Genomic DNA, 19,000 nt, shown 5'->3' with positions numbered 1-19,000 from the left:
CCGACCCCGACTTCAACACCCACAGCCACGCCAACACCGACGCCCACGCCGGGAGGCTGTGATCCCAACGCCAACCTGATCCCAGTTGGCACTGTCCAGGGCACTGGCTTCACTTCCCCCCTGGTGAACCAAACAGTCACGGTTTCTGGAATCGTAGTAGGAGACTTTGAAAATGAGGGGGTGGCTGGCCAAACCTATCTCCAGGGCTACTACCTACAAGATGATGGTGACGGGAATCCCGCCACATCAGATGGCATCTTCGTTTTCAGTGGCACAGCTAATAACGTCAGGCTTGGGGATAGGGTTCAGGTGACCGGAACGGTTGCTGAGTTCCGCCAGCAAACCCAGCTCTCCAACGTCACCAGCTTTACTGTCTGTAGCTCTGACAATCCGTTGCCGGCCCCAGTGCAGATCTCTCTACCGCTGACCGCGGAGCAAAGGGAAGCTCTGGAAGGAATGCTGGTCACATTTGGAAATCAGCCCCTGTTTGTAACCGACTCCTTCTTGCTGGGACGCCACGGGGAGCTGAGTGTGGCCACAGAGCGGTTGTTCACTCCTACGCAAATTGCGGCTCCCAGCCAGGCAGCTGCCATTCAAGCGGAAAACGACCGAAAGCGGATTCGCATTGATGACCGGCTGCTCACCCAAAACCCAGATCCGGTTATCTACCCCACTCCGGGTGGCCTGAGCGCGGCTAACACTGTGCGCGGCGGCGATCGCGTCAGCAACATCACCGGGATCATGACCCAGTTGCGAGGCCGGAATGTCAGTGGCGATGTGGATGCGACCATCGACTACCGTATCCACCCCAATGATCCCAACAACTTGCCCAGGTTTACAGCCACCAACCCTCGCCCGCAAAACCCACCCTCAGTAGGGGGCTCCCTGAGGGTAGCTAGCTTTAACCTGTTCAACTACTTCAACACCTTCGGCAACGCCTGCTTCCCCAATAACTCCTCCTGTCGGGGAGCCAGCAACGCCACCGAGTTCACCCGCCAGCGGGATAAGCTCATCGAGGCTATTCGCCGCATGGATGCCGATATCGTAGGCCTCAACGAGTTAGAAAACGATGGATACGGTTCGAATAGTTCCATTCAGGATTTGGTGAACGGGCTCAACCAGGTCATGGGGGCAGGAACCTACGCCTTTGTGAATGTTGGAGTGCCCAACCTGGGCGGCGATGCCATCACCAACGGCTTTATCTACAAGCCAGCTACGGTTGAAATTGCCCCCGGCACTAACCCGGCCTTCCTGGACACAGGGGAATTCACCCAAGGCCCCGGACGCTTCCATCGTCCTCCTCTGGCTGTAACCTTCCGGCAGCGGAGCAACAACGCCACCTTCACTGTTGTGGTCAACCACTTCAAGTCCAAGGGTTCTCCCTGCGATCCTATTGACAACGATCCCTTCCAAGGCAATTGCAACGGCAACCGCACCCGGGCCGCTCAGCAACTCTTGAGCTGGCTCGCCACCAATCCAACTGGCTCCACCGATCCGGATGTGTTGATTATGGGGGATCTCAACTCCTACGCTATGGAGGATCCGATCAAAACTCTGGAGGCGGGCGGGTTCATCAACCTCAATGGCTCCAACAGCTACTCCTTTAGCTTCCAAGGACAGTGGGGATCTCTGGATCATGCCCTGGCCAACAGCAGTCTGAGACCCCAAGTTACAGGCTCAGCTAAGTGGCACATCAACGCTGATGAGCCCGTGAGCTTGGACTACACCCTGAGCTTCAAGAGTCCCTCTCAGCAGAGCCTATTCTACGCCAGCGATCCCTTCCGCTCTTCCGACCACGATCCGGTGCTCGTTGGCTTGAACCTGACTCCGGCCCCAACACCGACGCCGACGCCCACCCAGACACCGACGCCCACACCGACGCCGACGCCCACACCGACACCAACTACTCCTTCCGTTAACCTGCGTTTGACTGAAGGCTTTGATAACTGCAACCCTGCTCCAGCCGGCTGGCAGATTGTGGATGTGGACGGCGACACCAGTCGTTCCTGGCGTTGTGTCAACTCCCTTGCCGAGGCCAACGCTTTCAACGGTCAGCAACCGGGTAATGACTGGCTGATCACTCCTCCTCTGAACCTGGCTTCCGTCAGCAACCCAGTTCTGACCTTCCGCAATCGGAGTTCTTTTAGCGATAACGGCCTTCCTCCTTCGCAACAACTAAGCGTTCTTTACTCCACCAACTACAGCGGTGCAGGCACTCCAGCGGCAGTGAATGCAGCCACTTGGACTGCTCTGACGATTCCCACTCTCTCTACGGGCAGCTTCGTCGACTCCGGCCCGATTTCTCTGGCTGGGATCCAGCCTTCCAACCGTGTTTACATTGCCTTCCGCTATCGCTCTTCTGGTACAGCTTCCGGCTCGGCCACTCGCTGGCAGGTGGATAGTGTCAACATCTCCGGGAACTAGGTGTGGGATCCTAGTGCCAACCTGAGTCTGATTGGCAGTGGCTGGGAAAGTGGATCTGCTTCCTCAGCCGTAACGCTCTCCTATGTGGTCTTGGCCGGGATCCACCGTTGCTCAGCGGGTTTCGAGCAGAGGGATTGACTTTTGGAGCACGGACTAAAGGGAGAGGAGCCGGGGGTGGTTGCCTTTGGCGGCACGGAGCGCTTAAGACACTTCGGGAGAAAAATGGTTGAGGATCCGGGGGGATTGCAATGTCCTCGTCTCAATCGAAATGACCTCATTATGGGATCCCCACCTGGGCGCAGATTTGCCCCTGTCGGTCGAACAACGTCACCGCCAACAGCAGGGATCGACCGGCATACTTTTGCACATAGCCTGCGGCTCGCTCCAGGATTTGACGGGCCAACTCCTCCATCACGGGTGCTGCCCAGCCAAGGCCATCCAGATAGTGCACCGCTGCCTCTACTGTCCGCAACTCCAACACCTGCCGCGCCTGTTCTGCCGTTCCCCCACGCCGGATCAGGGCTGCCGCCAGAATTTCCAAGCGGGCATCGGCCACGTGGCTGGAAGTGGTGAAGATCCCCCCTGCCAGCTTGATCAGCTTGCCGTGGTAGCCGATCAAATGAATGGACTCCGCCCCCCGCAGCGCCGCTTCCACCAGCAACGGCCCTATCCAATTGGCTACTCGCAGGATCTGGTCTTCCGGGATCCCTTGCCGCAGCGCCACCTGCTGCCCATGGCTGCCCACGCAAAAGATCAAATGCTTGTGCCGCTCCAACTTTTGTTGCAGCTCTTGGCGGGCTTGCTCTAAGCTCTCAACACTTGAGGAAGGCTCCACCTCCGCCCGCGTTCCCAACAGGGCCAGCCCTTCCAGCACCCCAAAAGCGGCATTGGAGGTGCGCTCGGCCAGCAGCTTTCCTTCAGGTAAGATAATGCGAACCCGCAACCGGCAATCGGGGGGGATCCTGGGCAAAAGATTGATCTCAAACAAACGGCGGGCATAGGCATAAATGGCCGGGCTGCCATCGGCTTGCCGCCCCAGCCCTTCCCCGGCTTCCAAGATCAAGGGGGGATCCTCGGGATCCCTATCCTCTAGCCTGGCCCAAGCCCAGACCGGCGTGTCGCGGGTGAGATCCAGGTGGGGGCCGGGATCCGAGCGGGTAATGGCCAGAGCTGTTGTCTTCTCCAAGGCAGCTACCTGCTCCACTGGGATCCGGATCCAAGCCTCAAGGGACCGGGGCTCAGCCTGCACCGCAATCGCCAAGCGCCCCCCTTCCTTCTCCAAAGGGATCCCCAGAAGGTGGTGAAGAGCAGCCCTGGCCGAAGCAACGGCGAAAACCGGCAAGGTGTAGCCCCGCGGTCGGGATCCCTGAACAGCATCCTGCATCTGCACAGCTTTTTGCTTCGGAAATGGATGACCGGAAAACCAAAATCTCCGGAAAAGGCGCACCTCAATTCTGGCTTGCGAGGGAACCCCTGAGTTTCAGAGAACACCCCCCGGAAGCAATCGTTAAATGATCTGGGGGAAGAAGAGGGGATCCGAAATTTGCCTTTTTCAATGAAGGTAGTCGAAAACTGGGGCAGCTATGAGCGAAGCAGTGCAGCACTACCTTGAGCGTCTGGAGTCGCAAATACAGGAGCTAAAAGCTGCCATCGAGCGGATGCCCGAGCAGGTGGTGGCTGTTCTCCTGGCTACCCAGGAAGCCAAAAAAAACACCCCCGCCCCCTCCCGTTACAGCGTTCTAATCTCAGACTTGGTGGAAGATGGCAGCCACAACTTCCTGCTGGATGATGAACCCACCGTGGTGAGCAACCGCAGCATGGGGCATGAGCTGGCCCCCGAAGCCCAAATACAGCGCCTGAGTGCCCAGTTAACCGCTGCCTACAACCGTATTGCCGCTCTGGAAGAGCAGCTCTTGGCCCAGCGCTTGCAACACTAGACTAAACCACTAAACTGACACTCATCTAGCAAGGCTTCAGCGGGGGGCAGCAGAGGGCTTGCCTTTGCGTTGCACATCCTGCATCTGGAAGCCGTGCTTGCGCAGCTCTTGATCCAGCACCAGCTCGTTTTCCACGTGATCCACAAACAACACGCCGTTGAGGTGGTCGATTTCGTGTTGGATCACCCGCGCCAGCAAATCGTCGGCTCGAAGGGTGCGGGGCCGCCCCGTTTCATCCTTAAACGAAACCACAATCCCTTCTGGGCGCACGACCTCGCAAAACACCCCCGGAATGCTTAGACAACCCTCCTGCCCGGCAACGGCCTCGCCAATGTACTCGCGAATCTCCGGGTTGATCAGCACCAGCGGTGGCACCTCCGGCTTATCGGGATAAAGATCCACCACAATCATGCGCTTGGGAATGCCAACCTGCGGAGCCGCCAGACCAATCCCATCAAAGCTGTACATGGTCTGCAGCATGTCCCGGGCAAGCTGGCGGATCTCGTCGTTGACCTGGCTGATGCGCTTGGCCGGCTGCCGCAGCACCTTGTCCCCCATGCGATAAATGTGCAGGGGCGGATGCTTCAGCTTCACTTTGGGAACAGCAACAGAAAGGGTAGCCACCATCTGGCAGATCTCACAGAATAACAGCAGGTATCAGGCCTGGATCCCTATTCTACATTCAGTCCCAGTTGCGCCGAAACCACTGTTGCCTAACTCTCTTCTCCTTTTTGATTTTGAAGAGGGGGTAGGGACCTGTTTGGGATGATCATGGCTCAGGGTTGCCGTCGCCAGCCTCTGGAAGTCGTTGGGCCTGTTGGTCAATTCCCTGCTTAAAGCCCAAGGCCACCAAAATATTGGAGAGGGTGAGAAAAGCCTCTGCCCCTCCATGCAAGGGATCCACATTGGCCAAGGAAGTGCCGTAGTGCATCTGAGCGTACAGCCCTGCCGGGATGCTGACGGCCACAAAAAGCAACAACAGCCAAAATCCAACCAAAGCCAAACGTGGGATCCGGCGCAGCCGCGACAGAAAGAATAAAAAGACCAAGTAAGGGAGCAGAGAGAGGGCAAATAAACTGTTCATCGCCTAGTCGGGATCCCCCTCCTGTGCAGGCTCATCCACCCTTTCAGCTCGCCAAATGCGGTAGGCAGCCCAAGCCAGGGTACAGTTGCCCAGCAAGGTGAAGCTGGCCTGTGCAGTGACCACCCAGTCTAACTTGGGGTCGTTGTCAAACCAGTGCCAGGTGATTGCGCACATTGCCCCCGACAAAGCAGGCAGCATCGCCCAGCTCAAACTTCGCCATTCGGGCTGGCCCACCCGCTCCCCAAATTGCCACACGAGCACAATAGCAGCGATCCACTCCAAGACGCTGGCAATGTGAATCCACCAGGTGGGAAGCGAAAGGGCGTGCATCAGGCGCTGAGGGAATGACGCAGCAGTTGGCGGTAAGTGGCCTCCTGCAACAGCATTTGCTTGTGCAGTTTGACCAAAATGTCTTTGGCCTGCTCGGGGCTCATGCGAGAAACCAAGGTCTCGAAAGCCCGCTGGCGAAATTGCTGCTCCAAAGAGAGCTCTAGCGTTTCATCCATCATTATCACCTCAGGGTGCTCAGGTAGAGAGGTCTGCAAAGAGTTCCAACAGCGCAGATCTGGCCAGGTAGTGCAAGCAGGATAATACATATCTTAACAAATCGCAACAACGTGACAAGATGCCGGATCTCGACGTGCCGGAAGGGAGCTTGGCCGAGGCGAGGGCAGAGAACCTCAACCCAGTGGCAGAAAAAGTACAGGCCCGTCAAGTTGGACAAAGGTGCATTTTGGATGGGGAAGGGGGAAGATTTTCCGGCAGGGATCCCTTTACATCCCGTCATGTTCGGCGATTCGGCAGGGCTCCATGATAGAAGTGAAGTACTCTGGAGCTTTGTTGCCACCCTTGCTGATTGGTGACTTACTTTGCTTGAATTGCCATGACCATTTTTGTGGGGAACCTAAACTATAAAGCCTCAACAGAAGAACTAAAAGCTTTCTTCCAGCAGAGGTGGAACGTTAAGTCGGTTACAATCCCGATAGACCGAGAGACAGGTCAGACACGAGGCTTCGCGTTTGTGGATCTGGCAACCGAAGCTGAGGAGGACGAAGCCATCGAGAGCGCGAACGGGCAGGAATTCATGGGCCGGCCTCTGCGTTTGGATCGAGCCAGGCCCCGCCGCCAAGCCTAAGCAAAGATTGTTCAACCCTGGGTTTGCCATTCTGGACAACCAAAGGACTCCGTCCCGCTAACGCGAACGGCAAGGTTTATCCCAACAGATGGGAGAGCTGCAAAGTCTCCAAGAGCGCCCAAGATGGTAAGGTTGCTACATCTTTCCGACATTCATCTGGGCAGTGGTCTTGCCTACGGCCACATTAACCCAGCTACCGGCCTGAATACCCGTTTGGAAGATTTTGTAGCTTCTTTGCGCTTGTGCATTGACCATGCTCTCAACCAAGCGGTGGATCTGGTGTTGTTTGGGGGCGATGCTTTCCCCGATGCGACACCCCCCCCTCTCCATCAAGAGCTTTTTGCCCAACAGTTTCGCCGCCTGGCCGATGCAGGGATCCCAACCGTCCTGTTGGTGGGCAACCACGATCAGTACGGGCAGGGACAGGGAGGCAACAGCCTGGCTATCTACCGCGCTTTGGGGGTCTCAGGCTTTATTGTGGGGGACAGACTGGAAACTCATCGGCTCGAAACTCGCGGTGGCCCGGTGCAGGTGACCACTTTACCTTGGCTGAGTCGCTCTGCTCTACTCGCCCAACAGGAAAGCTTGGCGCTTGAAGGGGAAATCCTCGCGCATCAGCTCCTGCAGCGCCTCCGCCTAGCCCTAGAAGGGGAGATCCGCACCCTGCAGCCAGGGATCCCGGCGATTTTGTTGGCTCACGTCATGGTGGAGACAGCCCGCTACGGAGCAGAACGCCATCTTTCGGTGGGCAGAGGATTTACGGTGCCCCTTTCGCTGCTGGCTCGGCCTGCCTATCAATATGTTGCCTTGGGGCATGTACACCGTCACCAGGTGCTGTGTCGGGATCCCTTGATGCTCTATCCCGGCAGCATTGAGCGGGTGGATTTTGGCGAAGAAAAAGAGGAAAAAGGCTGTGTGCTGGTGGAAGTCACCCCTACGGGGGCCAGCTATGAATTTTTGCCCCTGCCAACCCGTACCTTTCACACCATTCGCCTGGATCTGAGCGCAGATCCACCCCAGCAGGTGCAGTCCAAGCTGCTGGCCGCCATCGCCAAGGCCCCCGTGGCCGGCTCCATCCTGCGGTTGATCTACCGCATACGGCCCGACCAGCTAGAGTGCATTGATGAGCGGGCTCTGCACAACGCTCTTGCCCCTGCTTTTAGCTACACCATCGCCCCAGAAGTGGTCAGCCCCAGCCGCATCCGTCTGCCGGGATGGGATCCCAGCCGACTTGAGCCCCTGACGGCTCTGGAGCAGTATCTGGCCGACCGCAGCGATCTGGCCCCCTTGCACAACGATTTGCTGGCCGCGGCCCGTCAGTTGTTGGAGGAATATGTGGATCCTTTACAAGACTGGGCCCCCAACTGGGAGGAGCTGGGATCTTCAAGCCTTGCCCCAGTGGAAGAGGAGCAGTTGCCTTTGTTTTGATTGGTTTTGAGATGCTCCCTTTGTCGCCTCAGGGTTCATAGGGGTGGGGATGGGGGATCCCTGTACGAAGAAATCAGGACAGGAGTGCTCGCCAAAGCTGCGGGCTCCTCAAGTTTCAAGTGATCTGAATCACTTCGAAATGGCAAAAAGCAACACAAACTGGGAATCGGGTTGAAGACGTTGGCAACGACGGCATCAGCTCACTCACAGGGAACTGACTCAGACTGGTAGACCTCACACTGCCAGTCTTTTTTTGTTTGAGGTTTAGGTATTGTGAAGCTGCAGCAAGCAGGGGATCCCTTTCTAGCATTCATGAAATTCCCATCTTCTTTTCTATAGAGTCAGTCTATTAAATCTACAGAGTCTGTATATTAAAAGACAAATAACGATCTGTTCTCGGCAGAGGCTACCAATTTGTCAAGTGGGCGTCAAGTGTGCCAAGTGTACAGAAGGTTGGTTCTCAGGGAATTTATTTTCTCACAACAATAGGTATGCTGTAGAAACAGCATACTATGGAGAAGTAGGTTCTATGGACAGTATCCTTTGGTTTCTCTTGATCGGAGCCCTGGCGGGTTGGCTGGCAGGGAATATTCGACGCGGTTACGGATTTGGATTGATAGGCAACATAATCGTTGGTGTTTGCGGGGCATTTTTTGGCGGGTTCCTCTTCGATTTGCTTGGCCTGTCGGCCACAGGTCTTTTGGGAAGTTTGTTGATGGCTACCGTTGGGGCTTTGGTTTTGTTGGCGTTAATTAGCTTTGTTCGTCGGGCTTGATCTTTAAGATGGCCCGCAAGGGCTTGTGTTTCCGTTGGGATCTTGATCGAACATTTACCGGAGAATTTTTATGAGCATTCGTGTTCTTTCGGCAGCGATGATTGGCTTAGCCATCCCCAGCATGGGTCTGTTGACAATGCCATCTGCTTCTGCCCAGCACTTGTTTGATTTGGGAGTGCGCCAACTGCAGCCGGGCACCATCATTCCCATCCAAAGCTTCAAGGGAGAAGAGCCCCAGTACTTCAGTCCCAACAGCACCCACCCACTTACCCTGCGGGTAGCCCAGGACATCTACAACGGCAGCGGCCAATTGGTAATCCCAGCAGGCAGCGAGGTGCGAGGCAGCTTGCGACCGACTCAGGGAGGGGCCAGGTTCTTCGGCACAGCTTTGATTGCCAATGGGCGACTTTACTCGGTGCAGATGTCTTCTGATTTGATCCACTGATTTGATCCACACTGAGAAAGACCCGCGCCACTATTCTGCCGAAGCGATTGCTCAAGATGCAGCCATTGGTGCTGTGGGGGGTACGGTGCTGGGCTTGCTCACAGGAGGCGTTTCTGCCTTAGGGGTCATTGGCGGAGCCGGAGCCGGAGTGGCGGTGGGCAATATCACAGCACCTCAAGTCGTGGTGTTGCGCCCTAACCAAACGATTAACTTGGCTTTGGACAGTCCGGTGCGTCTGTGATCGACAAATTTTTGATCTGGTTTTGATTTGGTTTGATCTGGAAGCAAAAAGGATCCCGGTTTTAGGCCGGGATCCCTGTTTGGTTTTAGGGATTTTTTCGAGGAACACCACCTTCAGTGCAAGTAGGTGTAGGCCCGCAGATTGTCTTCAAAGTGCTGCTGCAAGGCGCGGGCTTGATCCAGCGTGATCTGCCCTCGCTGCAGGGCGGTCTCGGTGGCGTGGTGGAGGGTCTCCACCAGATCTTCGCTGTTGTACTGCACCCAGCTCAGCACCTCGCCGATGGTGTCCCCCTTGATGACTTGGGAAACGTGGTAGCCGCCGGGGCGGGAGCGGATATGCACCGCGTTGGTATCGCCAAACAGGTTGTGCAGATCCCCTAGGATCTCCTGGTAGGCACCCCCCAGAAACACCCCCAGTAGGTAGGGATGCCCGTCAGGATCATGCAGCGGCAAAACCGAGGTGATTTGCCCGTCTTCGCCAAAGAAGCGGTTGATCTTGCCGTCGCTGTCGCAGGTGAGATCGGCCAGGGTGGCCCATTGGCGTGGCTCCTCATCCAGACGGTGGATGGGCATGATGGGGAAGACCTGGTCGATGGCCCAGCTATCCGGCAGGGATTGGAACAGGGAGAAATTGCCGTAGTAGATGCTGGCCAGCATCTCGTCCAGATCCAGGAGATCCACTGCCACGGGGTGCCCTGCTTGGTGCTGCTCGTAGGCCAAGGTGCAGATCTTGTCGGAGCAGTTCCAGAACAGCCGCTCCACTTCAGCTCGCTCCTGCAAGCTGAGGGATCCCTCGGTGAACTGGCGCAGGGCGGCCTCCTTCAGCTCCTGACAACGGCGATAGTTGACCACCAGAGTATCGGGCTGGATTTGGTAGTAGAGCTGGTTTAGCTTCTGGATCACCTCTGCATCGGAAGTAAGCTGGGTGGGCATGGGGTAGGGGCTGGCGGCGTTGACATCTTGCACGTCAAACACCAGCACCGACTGGTGGGACATCAGGGCGCGCCCGCTTTCGGTCACCAGTACCGGCGGCTGGATCCCGTGGGGTTCTAGGGCGGTCAGCACGGTCTGCACCACGGTGGCGGCGTAGTCCTCCATGCTGTAGCTCTGGGAAAAAGGATTGGGGGACTGGGATCCGTCGTAATCGACCCCCAAGCCACCGCCGATATCCAGGTAGCCCATGGGTGCCCCCAGCTTGACCAGCTCGATGTAGATTTGGCTGGCCTCCCGCACGGCCCGTCCATGCACGCTCACCATCGAGATCTGGGAGCCGATGTGGTAGTGCAACAGGCGTAGACAATGCAGCTTGCCCGCTTCCCGCAGCCGTTCCACCACTTGCAAAATCTCGGTGGCCGTGAGGCCGAACTTAGCCCGATCCCCAGCCGAGGTGCCCCAGCGTCCACTGCCCTGGGCGGAGAGCTTGGCCCGTACCCCCAAGATGGGGTCAATGCCCAGTTGGTCGGCAGCCTGCAGCGCCAGCTCCAGCTCTTGCAGCCGCTCCAAAACGATGATGGGTGTGCGCCCCAGCCGCTGGGCCAAGAGAGCCGTCTCCATAAAGTCGCGGTCTTTGTAGCCGTTGCAGATCAACAAAGCCCCAGGAGTATCCAGCAGAGCCAGGGCAATCAACAGCTCCGGTTTGGATCCCGCCTCCAGGCCAAAGTGGTAGGCGCGACCGTGCTTCACCACTTCCTCCACCAGGTGGCGCTGCTGGTTCACCTTAACGGGGTAAACCCCCCGATAGACGTTGGGGTAGCCAAAGCGCTGGATGGCCTGCTGAAAGCTCTCGCAAATCCGCCGCATGCGGTCGGCCACGATCTCGGGAAAGCGAATCAAGAGGGGCAACTGCAGGCCCCGCGCCACCAGATCCATCACCAAGTGGTACAGGTCAATGCCCGGTTCCTGCTGCTGTAAGCCCTGTGGGGTCACCTCCACATGACCGGCGGCGTTGATACGGAAGTAGGGATCCCCCCAACCTGAGATGCGATAGAGCTTTTCGCTGTCTCGCAGTGTCCAGGGAGAACGAGTCAAAGTCGGCATAGTAGTCCCCCAGATACCGAGATGTGAACAGCGCAGGATTTCTGCACAGAATCCACAATATATTGCCCTATTCCAGAATATGTCAAGGTTTTTCCAATGCGGGGGGACTCAGGCCCAAAAACCGCTAAGCCTTGCCAGACAAGGGTTTAGCTTGAGGATCTCTATTCAACTGCCGCAGAACTCAGCTCGCTCAATCTCTTGTTTGCGCTGTTTTTCTTTGTTTTTCTCTTGAATTCTCCATTTTCTGTCTTTCCTTTCTGGACTTGGGTTGGATCCTGAGTTTTGCTGGGAAGCGTAGCGAGGAATACGGGGATGGCGCAGAGGGAAAGACAGCCACCTGGGGAAAGTGGGCCACGCACGGGATCCCAAGAGCTCTCGCCGGCAACCCTTGACAGGGCCCCGTGGGCAAGACAAGGATCGGGGCGGTGACCTCGGAGAACCTGAACCATGGCTCAACTGCCCCGCTTCCGTCGCCGAGAAGTGTTGCTTTCTTTATTGGCCACCGGCGCTACCTTGAGTGCTTGTCAAAGGGGATCCCGTTCTGACCAACCCAGCGGCAGGGATCCCGTTCCTGCCTCCGGCAGCCAGTCCTCCGACAAAGTTTTGCTGATCAACGGAGCCGGGTCCACCTTTCCGGCTCCTCTTTACTTGCGCTGGTTTTCCGATTACCGCCAGGTGGATCCCAAGGTGGAGATCAATTTCCAACCGGTGGGCAGCGCCGCTGGGATCCGGCAATTTATTGACCAGACAGTGGACTTTGGCGCCAGTGATGTGGCCATGACCGATGCCGAGATCGCCGAGGTGAAGCGGGGTGTGGTGATGATCCCGATGACCGCAGGCAGCATTGCCGTAGGCTACAACCTGCCGGGGATCCCTTCTGGACTCAAGCTGTCTCGACCCGTTTTGGTGAAGATCTTTCGCGGCCAAATCGACCAGTGGCGGGATCCGGAGATCCTGGCCCTGAACCCGGAGCTAACCATTCCCGATCTGCCCATCACCGTCTGCTACCGCTCCGATGGCAGCGGCACCACCGATACCTTTACCCGCCACCTGGCCGCCATCGATCCGGCTTGGGCCTCAGAAATCGGTGTTGGCATGTCGCTAGAGTGGCCGGTGGGCATTGGGGTAAAGGGCAACGAGGGCATGAGCGCCCAAATGCTCCTCAGCGAAGGGGTGATCGGCTACGTGGAGTCGGTCTATGCCCGCGAGCTGGATCTGTCGGTGGCAGCTCTGGAGAACCGCCGCGGCGAGTTCATTCTCCCCTCCCCGGAAGCCTCGGCCCTGGCCTTGAGCGAAATTGAGCTGCCGGAAAACCTGCGGGCTTTTGTGCCGGATCCTGCCGGCTCTGGAGCGTATCCCATCGTCACCTACACCTGGATCCTGACCTACCGCCGGTACTCGGATCCCGCCATGGCCGCTGCCTTGCAAGCCGTGCTGCGTTGGGCCCTCACCGAAGGGCAATCCCTGGCCAAAACTATGGGTTACCTTCCCCTGGCTGAAACCGTTGTGGCCCGCAGCCTCGAAGCCCTGCAACTCATTCAAAGCTAGGTTCCAAAACCGCACCAATCCCGCTTGCCCGGACACAGCAGGTACGGAGATCCGTAATGGGTCCGCTTTTCAACCCCGAGAAATGGGCGGCATTCTCGCCCTGGCCTCGCCAACCAGCTGGTTAGGATCGACCCAGGAAGTGACCAAGCATCTGCCGGATTTTCACAGATTGGCTGCCCAAGCTACTTCACACAGGCTGGCGGCGGTAACCGAAGCAATGTACTCAAGAAGAGGAGAATAAGGAGCCGATGGGAAAAGTTGTAGGAATTGACCTGGGCACAACCAACTCGGTTGTCGCCGTAATGGAGGGGGGTGTCCCCACCGTCATCGCCAATGCTGAGGGTACTCGCACCACACCCTCGGTGGTCGCCTTCACCAAAGATGGAGAGCGCCTGGTGGGCCAAATGGCCCGCCGCCAAGCGGTGCTCAACCCGGAAAACACGTTTTACTCGGTTAAGCGGTTCATCGGTCGTAGGTACGATGAGCTGAATGCCGACTCCAAGCGGGTCTCCTACCAGGTGCGGCGGGATGAGCGGGGCAATGTCAAGTTATACGCCCCCCGCCTGAACAAGGAATTTGCGCCGGAAGAGATTTCGGCCATGGTGCTGCGCAAGCTAGCGGATGATGCCAGCCGCTACCTGGGCCAGCCGGTCACCCAAGCGGTGATCACGGTTCCTGCTTACTTTAATGACTCGCAGCGGCAGGCCACCAAAGATGCGGGCCGCATTGCCGGTTTGGAAGTGCTGCGCATCATCAACGAGCCGACGGCAGCCTCTTTGGCCTACGGCTTGGACAAGCGCAACAACGAGACCATCCTCGTCTTCGACCTGGGCGGCGGCACTTTCGATGTGTCCATCTTGGAAGTGGGGGATGGCGTTTTCGAGGTGAAATCCACCAGCGGCGATACGCAGTTGGGCGGCGATGACTTCGACAAGAAGATCGTCGATTGGATGGCCGAGCAGTTTAAGCAAATGGAAGGGATCGACCTGCGGCAAGACCGGCAGGCGCTGCAACGGCTAACGGAAGCCGCGGAAAAAGCCAAGATCGAGCTGTCCAGCGTTTCCGAAACCACCATCAACCTGCCCTTCATCACTGCCACTGCCGATGGGCCCAAACACCTGGAGCTGAAGCTCTCCCGCGCTCAATTTGAACACCTCTGTGCCGACCTGCTGGAGCGCTGCAAGGGGCCGGTGGAACAAGCCCTGCGGGATGCCAAGCTCACCAAGGCCGACATCAACGAAGTGGTGCTGGTGGGGGGATCCACCCGCATTCCGGCGGTGCAGCGGCTGGTGAGGGAGCTGCTGGGCAAAGAACCCAACCAAAGTGTCAACCCCGATGAGGTGGTGGCGGTTGGGGCGGCCATCCAAGCGGGTGTGCTGGCGGGCGAAGTCAAAGACGTGCTGCTGCTGGATGTCACCCCCTTGTCCTTGGGGGTGGAAACCCTGGGCGGCGTGGCCACCAAGCTGATCCCGCGCAACACCACCATCCCCACCCGCAAGTCGGAGATCTTCTCCACTGCCGAAGATGGGCAGACCTCTGTGGAAATCCACGTGGTGCAAGGGGAGCGGGAGCTGGCCCGCGACAACAAATCTCTGGGCCGCTTCAAGCTGGACGGGATCCCGCCGGCCCCCCGCGGTGTGCCGCAGATCGAGGTCACCTTCGACATCGACGCCAACGGCATCCTCAAGGTGACGGCCAAAGACAAAGGCAGCGGCAAAGAGCAGAGCATCTCCATCACCGGCGCCTCTACTTTGGATAGCAAAGAGGTGGAGCGCATGATTGCTGAGGCAGAAAAATACGCTGCCGAAGACCGGGCCCGCCGGGAGAAAATTGAGCGCCGCAACAAGGCCGACTCGCTGGCCTACCAAGCCGAGCGGCAGTTGAAGGAGTTGGGCGACAAGATCTCCTCCAGCAAACGCAGCCAAATCGAGACTCTGGTGCGAGAACTGCGGGAGGCCATCCAGCGGGAGGACGACAGCGCCATCCAGAGCAAAGAGCGGGAGCTGCAAGAGGCTCTCTACGCCATGAGCAGCGAGCTGTATCAACAGCCGGGGGCCTCCTCTAGCTCCGCTTCCGGCTCAGGGAAGACCTCCGGCGGCAGCGATGATGTGATCGATGCCGACTTCACCGAGAGCAAGTGACTGCTCAGGGATCCCTCCGTGGGCCGCGGGCCCAGGGCGGATCCCGCCCTTACTTGTAGCGCCGATAATGAGGAGGGACGGGATGGGCGATGGCGTCTAGCCCGCCTCCTCATTTTCTTCAGTAGGTCGGAGGGAAGGAGCCCTTGCCGGGGACGCCTAGCCTCGTGGTTTTCTGCCCACTCTCAGCGATTTGCCTGCGGACGCCTCCATGCAAAACTTTAAGGACTACTACAAGATTTTGGGGGTCAGCAAAACGGCCACTGCCGATGAGGTGAAACAAGCCTATCGGCGCCTAGCCCGCAAGTATCACCCAGATGTCAACCCCAACGACAAAGCGGCTGAAGAGAAATTCAAAGACATTAACGAAGCCTACGAAGTTCTCTCGGATCCCAGCAAGCGCAGGCAATACGACCAATTTGGCCAATACTATCAGCAGGGCGGGTTTCGCTCCAGCCGCGATGCCTACACCTACAGCAGCAGCCCCTTCAGCCAAGACTTTGGGGGGAGCGGATTTGGGGGGAGTGGCGTCGATTTCAGCCAATTTGATGATTTTCAAGACTTCATCGATCAACTGCTGGGCCGGGTGCGCAGCCAAACCACAGACCGCAGCAGCGGATTTTCGGGATCCACTGGCAACACCAGTTACGATGCTGAGGCCACCATCCAGATCAGCATTCCAGAAGCTTTTGAGGGGGGCAAGCGTCGCCTGCGGGTGGGCGGGGATCGCGTGCTCGAGGTAAACATCCCGCCGGGAATTACGCCAGGGAAGCGGATTCGCCTGCGCGGCCAAGGCCACCCCAACCCCAACGGCGGTGCCGGTGATCTGTACCTTAAAATTGAGCTGAAAGACCACCCCTTCTATCGCCTAGAGGGATTCGACGTTTACTGCGATCTGCCCATCAGCCCCAGCGAAGCGGTTTTGGGCGCCCAGGTGGAGGTGCCCACCTTGGATGGGGTGGTGAAGCTGCGGATCCCACCTGGCATGCAGCCGGGGCGAAAGTTGCGGCTGGCGGAAAGGGGATTTCCCAAAGGCAACGGAGAACGGGGGGATTTTTACGTGGTGGTGCAGATCCATTTGCCCACCCAGATCTCCGAAGAAGAGCGAGAACTTTACGAAAGGCTGCAGCGGGTTCAATCCTACGATCCCCGCGCCACCCTTAAGCTCTAGCATTGATATTCTCCCACGGCCAAAGCCTCAAGATTCTTGACAAGCGCTCCGCGCCGCCTGAAAGCAGGAAGCCGCCCTTCTAGCTTGCTTCCGGTAGCGGTAGGGCGGGGCTGGAGGCCCAGCCTTGGGGTCAAGATGGGGTCCTGCTGGAATCTGGTTGCGTCGGCGGGACGGGAGCTGCATTTGCTTCCAGAGGTTCCTGACGAGAGCATCCCTGGCTCCATTGCAGTTGCCGCAGGATCCCGCGCAACAAGGCCACCTCGGCTACGGTCAGGCCGGCTCGCTGGAACAGGGCGCGAAACTTGAGCATTTTGCGGCGGGCTGTGTGGGGGTGCAGGTAGCCAATTTGCAGCAACAGCGCTTCTAAGTGGTCGAAAAATCCCTCCAGCAGCTCGAAGGGGGCAAGCCTTTGAGGCGAGGGCATAGGAGGAGCAGGGGAAGGGCTCTGGCAGACGAGGGTGTACAGCTCATAGCAACAAATGGCCACGGCTTGGGCCAAGTTTAAAGAGGGATAGGTCGCATCGGTGGGGATCTGGATCTGGCGATGGCAAAGGGCCAGCTCCTCGTTGCTCAAGCCGCGATCTTCGGGGCCAAACACGAGGGCGGCAGGGCCGGCGGCCAGCAGAGCGGGAAAGGCTTGGCGGGGGGACTGAATTTGCCATTCGGGTGGGTAGGTTTGGCTGCGCCCCGTTGTCCCGAAAACCTGCACACACCCTTGTAGGGCTTCGGGCAAAGTTTGCACCTTCCGGGCTTGATGGAGCAGGTCTGCCCCATGCACGGCTGTGGTGATCGCTTCCATATCGAGGGGATCGCATTGGGGATCCACCAGCACCCACTGCCTGAAGCCCATGTTTTTCATCACGCGGGCAATGGCGCCGAGGTTGCGCGGCCCAGCCGGCTGCACCAATACAAGCCGTACCTGCGCCAGTTGTTCAGGGCCAGAGTGGGGTAATATCGGCATCAGGTTGGGATCCCCCAGAGTGCCTAGAGTAGAGAAGAGGAGCTTGATTTTGTCATAGATTGCATCCATGGGATCCGCATACCGTTGTTGGCTGAGCTTGATTTGTCTGGTGTTGGTGGGATGCTGCTGGGGATCCCCGGCGCTGGCTGCCCCTTCATCGCTGGCAGGGCCGGCTCAGGTATCGCCCCAGCTCGTTCGCGATAGCGACTCAGAGCGGTTTTCTCTGGCCGAGGCGCGGCAGCGGCTGGAAGCCATTGCCGAGGTCATGCGCTCGATTCGCCTGTGCAACCGGCCCAACTGCCGTTACCGAGATATCGCTGTGGAGGTGTCGGTTCACGATGGTGGTGCAGAGCCCTTCTACGAGGGCAGCATCGACGCCATGATCGACCGTCCTTCCGGCAGCTTGGATAAAGCCCACTACCGGCTGCAGTTTCGCCAGGGGCGCTGGCAGTTGCTGGGGGGCGAAGAGGTGTCCGATGTCTCTTCCTTTTTCTTTGAGGGAGATACCTACGAGGTGTTCAGCGCCTACGGCACCCGCAGCCACAAAGCCAAGTTGGCAGATGCCAGCAGCAACCTGCGCGTGGGCTATCGGGAGCTGTATTACCGCGTTTTCGACCAGGGCCAAGAGCGTTTGCACTAGCGCTGCGGAGCACGATGAGAGGCCGGCAACACACCTTAGCCAGCTCTATTGCCCTAGAAGGCGTTGGCCTGCACACCGGCCTGCCAATTGGCTGCAGTCTGCATCCAGCTCCTGCCGGCAGCGGTCGGGTTTTTGTGCGGGTGGATCAACCGGGATCCCCTGAGATCCCGGCTCGGTTGGGATCCCTGGCCCCTGCCCATCTCTGCACCCTGTTGCAGCAGGGATCCCCCTCTGTTCAAGTGCAGACGGTGGAACACCTGCTGGCCGCCCTTTACATCCTGGGCATTGACAACTGCCGCATCGAGGTGGAGGGGCCGGAGCTGCCGATTCTGGATGGCTCTGCCCTGCCCTTTGTAGAGGCCATTGCCCAGGCCGGGATCCAGGCCCAAGATCAGCCAGCCCTGCTGGGGGTGATCCAAGAACCGGTCACTGTCTGGGCGGGGGAAGCCTTTGTCAGCGCCCTCCCCCATCCTACAGCCCGCTTTACCTATGGCATCGATTTTGCCGATTGCCCGATTGGAGAACAGTGGCTGAGCTGGAGGGAGAACAGGCCGGATTTTGTCCAGTCCATTGCGCCGGCCCGCACCTTCGCCCGCCAGCAGGATGTGGAGCTGGCCCGGGAACGGGGGCTAATCCAGGGGGGCAGCCTGGAAAATGCCATTGTCTGTAGCCAAACCGAGTGGTTGGGGCCATTGCGCTACCCAGATGAGCCGGTGCGCCATAAGCTGATAGATTTACTAGGAGATCTCAGCCTCCTGGGCTGCCGACTGCAGGGGCACATTGTGGCCTACAAGGCGGGCCATGCCCTGCACCACCGTTTGGCCGAGCAGTTGCTCAAGAGTGGATCCCTGCTGATCCATGAAGAGTGAGGGGGAGCAAGGGATCCGGTTGCGCAGCAACAACCCTGCCATCCTCAGTTGCGAGAGCGGTGCGGAGCACTTGTCTTCAAGGGGATCCCCAGGGTGGGATCCGCTTCATTCCCCTCCTTTCCGCAGCTCCCTGGGTGCTCTTTTGGCTGAGTTCTGGCCTGCCGTCCT

At 58.3% G+C, this 19,000-nt stretch carries 19 protein-coding genes; 12 read left to right on the top strand and 7 right to left on the bottom strand.

Going from position 1 to position 19,000, the window contains the following annotated elements:
• A partial coding sequence (locus tag NW829_RS03520) for an ExeM/NucH family extracellular endonuclease (protein WP_414416453.1) occupies positions 1–2,424 on the top strand: 2,424 nt, incomplete at its 5' end.
• Positions 2,425–2,701: 277 nt separating this feature from the next.
• Here the strand turns inward: NW829_RS03520 and cbiD are convergent.
• The gene (gene cbiD / locus NW829_RS03515; RefSeq protein WP_414416452.1) at positions 2,702–3,808 is read right to left on the bottom strand and encodes a cobalt-precorrin-5B (C(1))-methyltransferase CbiD; all 1,107 of its coding nucleotides are present in this window, start codon (positions 3,806–3,808) and stop codon (positions 2,702–2,704) included.
• Between the two features lie 199 nt (positions 3,809–4,007).
• Between cbiD and NW829_RS03510 the strand changes: the two genes are divergently transcribed.
• Positions 4,008–4,361: a hypothetical protein gene (locus NW829_RS03510; RefSeq protein WP_414350209.1), complete on the top strand. Its 354-nt coding sequence runs from the start codon at positions 4,008–4,010 to the stop codon at positions 4,359–4,361.
• A 36-nt stretch (positions 4,362–4,397) separates the two neighbouring features.
• Here NW829_RS03510 and def read toward each other — a convergent pair whose 3' ends face one another.
• The 4 genes from def to NW829_RS03490 all read right to left on the bottom strand — a co-directional run bounded on the left by def (position 4,398) and on the right by NW829_RS03490 (position 5,951).
• A complete protein-coding gene (def, locus tag NW829_RS03505) occupies positions 4,398–4,988 on the bottom strand; it encodes a peptide deformylase (protein WP_414416451.1) in 591 nt (196 codons plus the stop codon).
• A gap of 142 nt (positions 4,989–5,130) precedes the next feature.
• The gene (locus NW829_RS03500; protein ID WP_414350212.1) at positions 5,131–5,445 is read right to left on the bottom strand and encodes a DUF3593 domain-containing protein; all 315 of its coding nucleotides are present in this window, start codon (positions 5,443–5,445) and stop codon (positions 5,131–5,133) included.
• A 3-nt stretch (positions 5,446–5,448) separates the two neighbouring features.
• Entirely contained in the window at positions 5,449–5,775 is a 327-nt protein-coding gene (locus tag NW829_RS03495) for a DUF2499 domain-containing protein (protein WP_414350213.1), read from the bottom strand.
• Complete coding sequence (locus NW829_RS03490) at positions 5,775–5,951, bottom strand: NblA/ycf18 family protein (protein WP_041437678.1); 177 nt, start codon at positions 5,949–5,951, stop codon at positions 5,775–5,777. Before NW829_RS03490 ends, NW829_RS03495 begins: the two co-directional genes overlap by 1 nt.
• 377 nt (positions 5,952–6,328) lie before the next feature.
• Here NW829_RS03490 and NW829_RS03485 point away from each other — a divergent pair, with 377 nt between their 5' ends.
• From NW829_RS03485 to NW829_RS03465, 5 genes are all read left to right on the top strand, one after another.
• Positions 6,329–6,580 carry an RNA recognition motif domain-containing protein gene (locus NW829_RS03485; protein WP_011434316.1) on the top strand — a complete coding sequence of 84 codons (252 nt, stop codon included), beginning with the start codon at positions 6,329–6,331 and terminating at the stop codon, positions 6,578–6,580.
• A gap of 123 nt (positions 6,581–6,703) precedes the next feature.
• Positions 6,704–8,008, top strand: coding sequence for a metallophosphoesterase family protein (locus tag NW829_RS03480; protein WP_414416450.1), 1,305 nt, complete (start codon positions 6,704–6,706; stop codon positions 8,006–8,008).
• A gap of 529 nt (positions 8,009–8,537) precedes the next feature.
• Complete coding sequence (locus NW829_RS03475; protein WP_414413597.1) at positions 8,538–8,783, top strand: GlsB/YeaQ/YmgE family stress response membrane protein; 246 nt, start codon at positions 8,538–8,540, stop codon at positions 8,781–8,783.
• 70 nt (positions 8,784–8,853) lie between these two features.
• Positions 8,854–9,228 carry a hypothetical protein gene (locus NW829_RS03470; RefSeq protein ID WP_414416449.1) on the top strand — a complete coding sequence of 125 codons (375 nt, stop codon included), beginning with the start codon at positions 8,854–8,856 and terminating at the stop codon, positions 9,226–9,228.
• Position 9,229: 1 nt separating this feature from the next.
• On the top strand, positions 9,230–9,469 hold the full coding sequence (locus tag NW829_RS03465; protein ID WP_414329398.1) for a hypothetical protein: 240 nt from the start codon (positions 9,230–9,232) through the stop codon (positions 9,467–9,469).
• Positions 9,470–9,582: 113 nt separating this feature from the next.
• Here NW829_RS03465 and speA read toward each other — a convergent pair whose 3' ends face one another.
• A complete protein-coding gene (gene speA / locus NW829_RS03460; protein ID WP_414416448.1) occupies positions 9,583–11,505 on the bottom strand; it encodes a biosynthetic arginine decarboxylase in 1,923 nt (640 codons plus the stop codon).
• A gap of 447 nt (positions 11,506–11,952) precedes the next feature.
• On the opposite strand from speA, the gene pstS reads away from it, so the two are divergent.
• From pstS to NW829_RS03445, 3 genes are all read left to right on the top strand, one after another.
• A complete protein-coding gene (gene pstS, locus NW829_RS03455; RefSeq protein ID WP_414416447.1) occupies positions 11,953–13,053 on the top strand; it encodes a phosphate ABC transporter substrate-binding protein PstS in 1,101 nt (366 codons plus the stop codon).
• A 248-nt stretch (positions 13,054–13,301) separates the two neighbouring features.
• On the top strand, positions 13,302–15,194 hold the full coding sequence (gene dnaK, locus NW829_RS03450) for a molecular chaperone DnaK (RefSeq protein WP_414398493.1): 1,893 nt from the start codon (positions 13,302–13,304) through the stop codon (positions 15,192–15,194).
• Between the two features lie 208 nt (positions 15,195–15,402).
• Positions 15,403–16,362 carry a DnaJ C-terminal domain-containing protein gene (locus NW829_RS03445; protein ID WP_414382310.1) on the top strand — a complete coding sequence of 320 codons (960 nt, stop codon included), beginning with the start codon at positions 15,403–15,405 and terminating at the stop codon, positions 16,360–16,362.
• A 130-nt stretch (positions 16,363–16,492) separates the two neighbouring features.
• On the opposite strand, the gene NW829_RS03440 is transcribed toward NW829_RS03445, so the two are convergent.
• On the bottom strand, positions 16,493–17,392 hold the full coding sequence (locus NW829_RS03440; protein ID WP_414415919.1) for an RNA methyltransferase: 900 nt from the start codon (positions 17,390–17,392) through the stop codon (positions 16,493–16,495).
• Between NW829_RS03440 and NW829_RS03435 the strand changes: the two genes are divergently transcribed.
• Positions 17,391–17,963 carry a hypothetical protein gene (locus tag NW829_RS03435; RefSeq protein ID WP_414416446.1) on the top strand — a complete coding sequence of 191 codons (573 nt, stop codon included), beginning with the start codon at positions 17,391–17,393 and terminating at the stop codon, positions 17,961–17,963. The genes NW829_RS03440 and NW829_RS03435 overlap by 2 nt on opposite strands.
• Before the next feature lie 14 nt (positions 17,964–17,977).
• Positions 17,978–18,832, top strand: coding sequence for a UDP-3-O-acyl-N-acetylglucosamine deacetylase (lpxC, locus tag NW829_RS03430; protein WP_011434326.1), 855 nt, complete (start codon positions 17,978–17,980; stop codon positions 18,830–18,832).
• Positions 18,833–19,000: the final 168 nt, after the last annotated feature.

The organism is Synechococcus sp. R55.8 (assembly GCF_047461895.1).
Taxonomy (GTDB): domain Bacteria; phylum Cyanobacteriota; class Cyanobacteriia; order Thermostichales; family Thermostichaceae; genus Thermostichus.
Note: the sequence above shows the minus strand (reverse complement) of the source record. Positions and strands in the feature narration are given on the sequence as shown.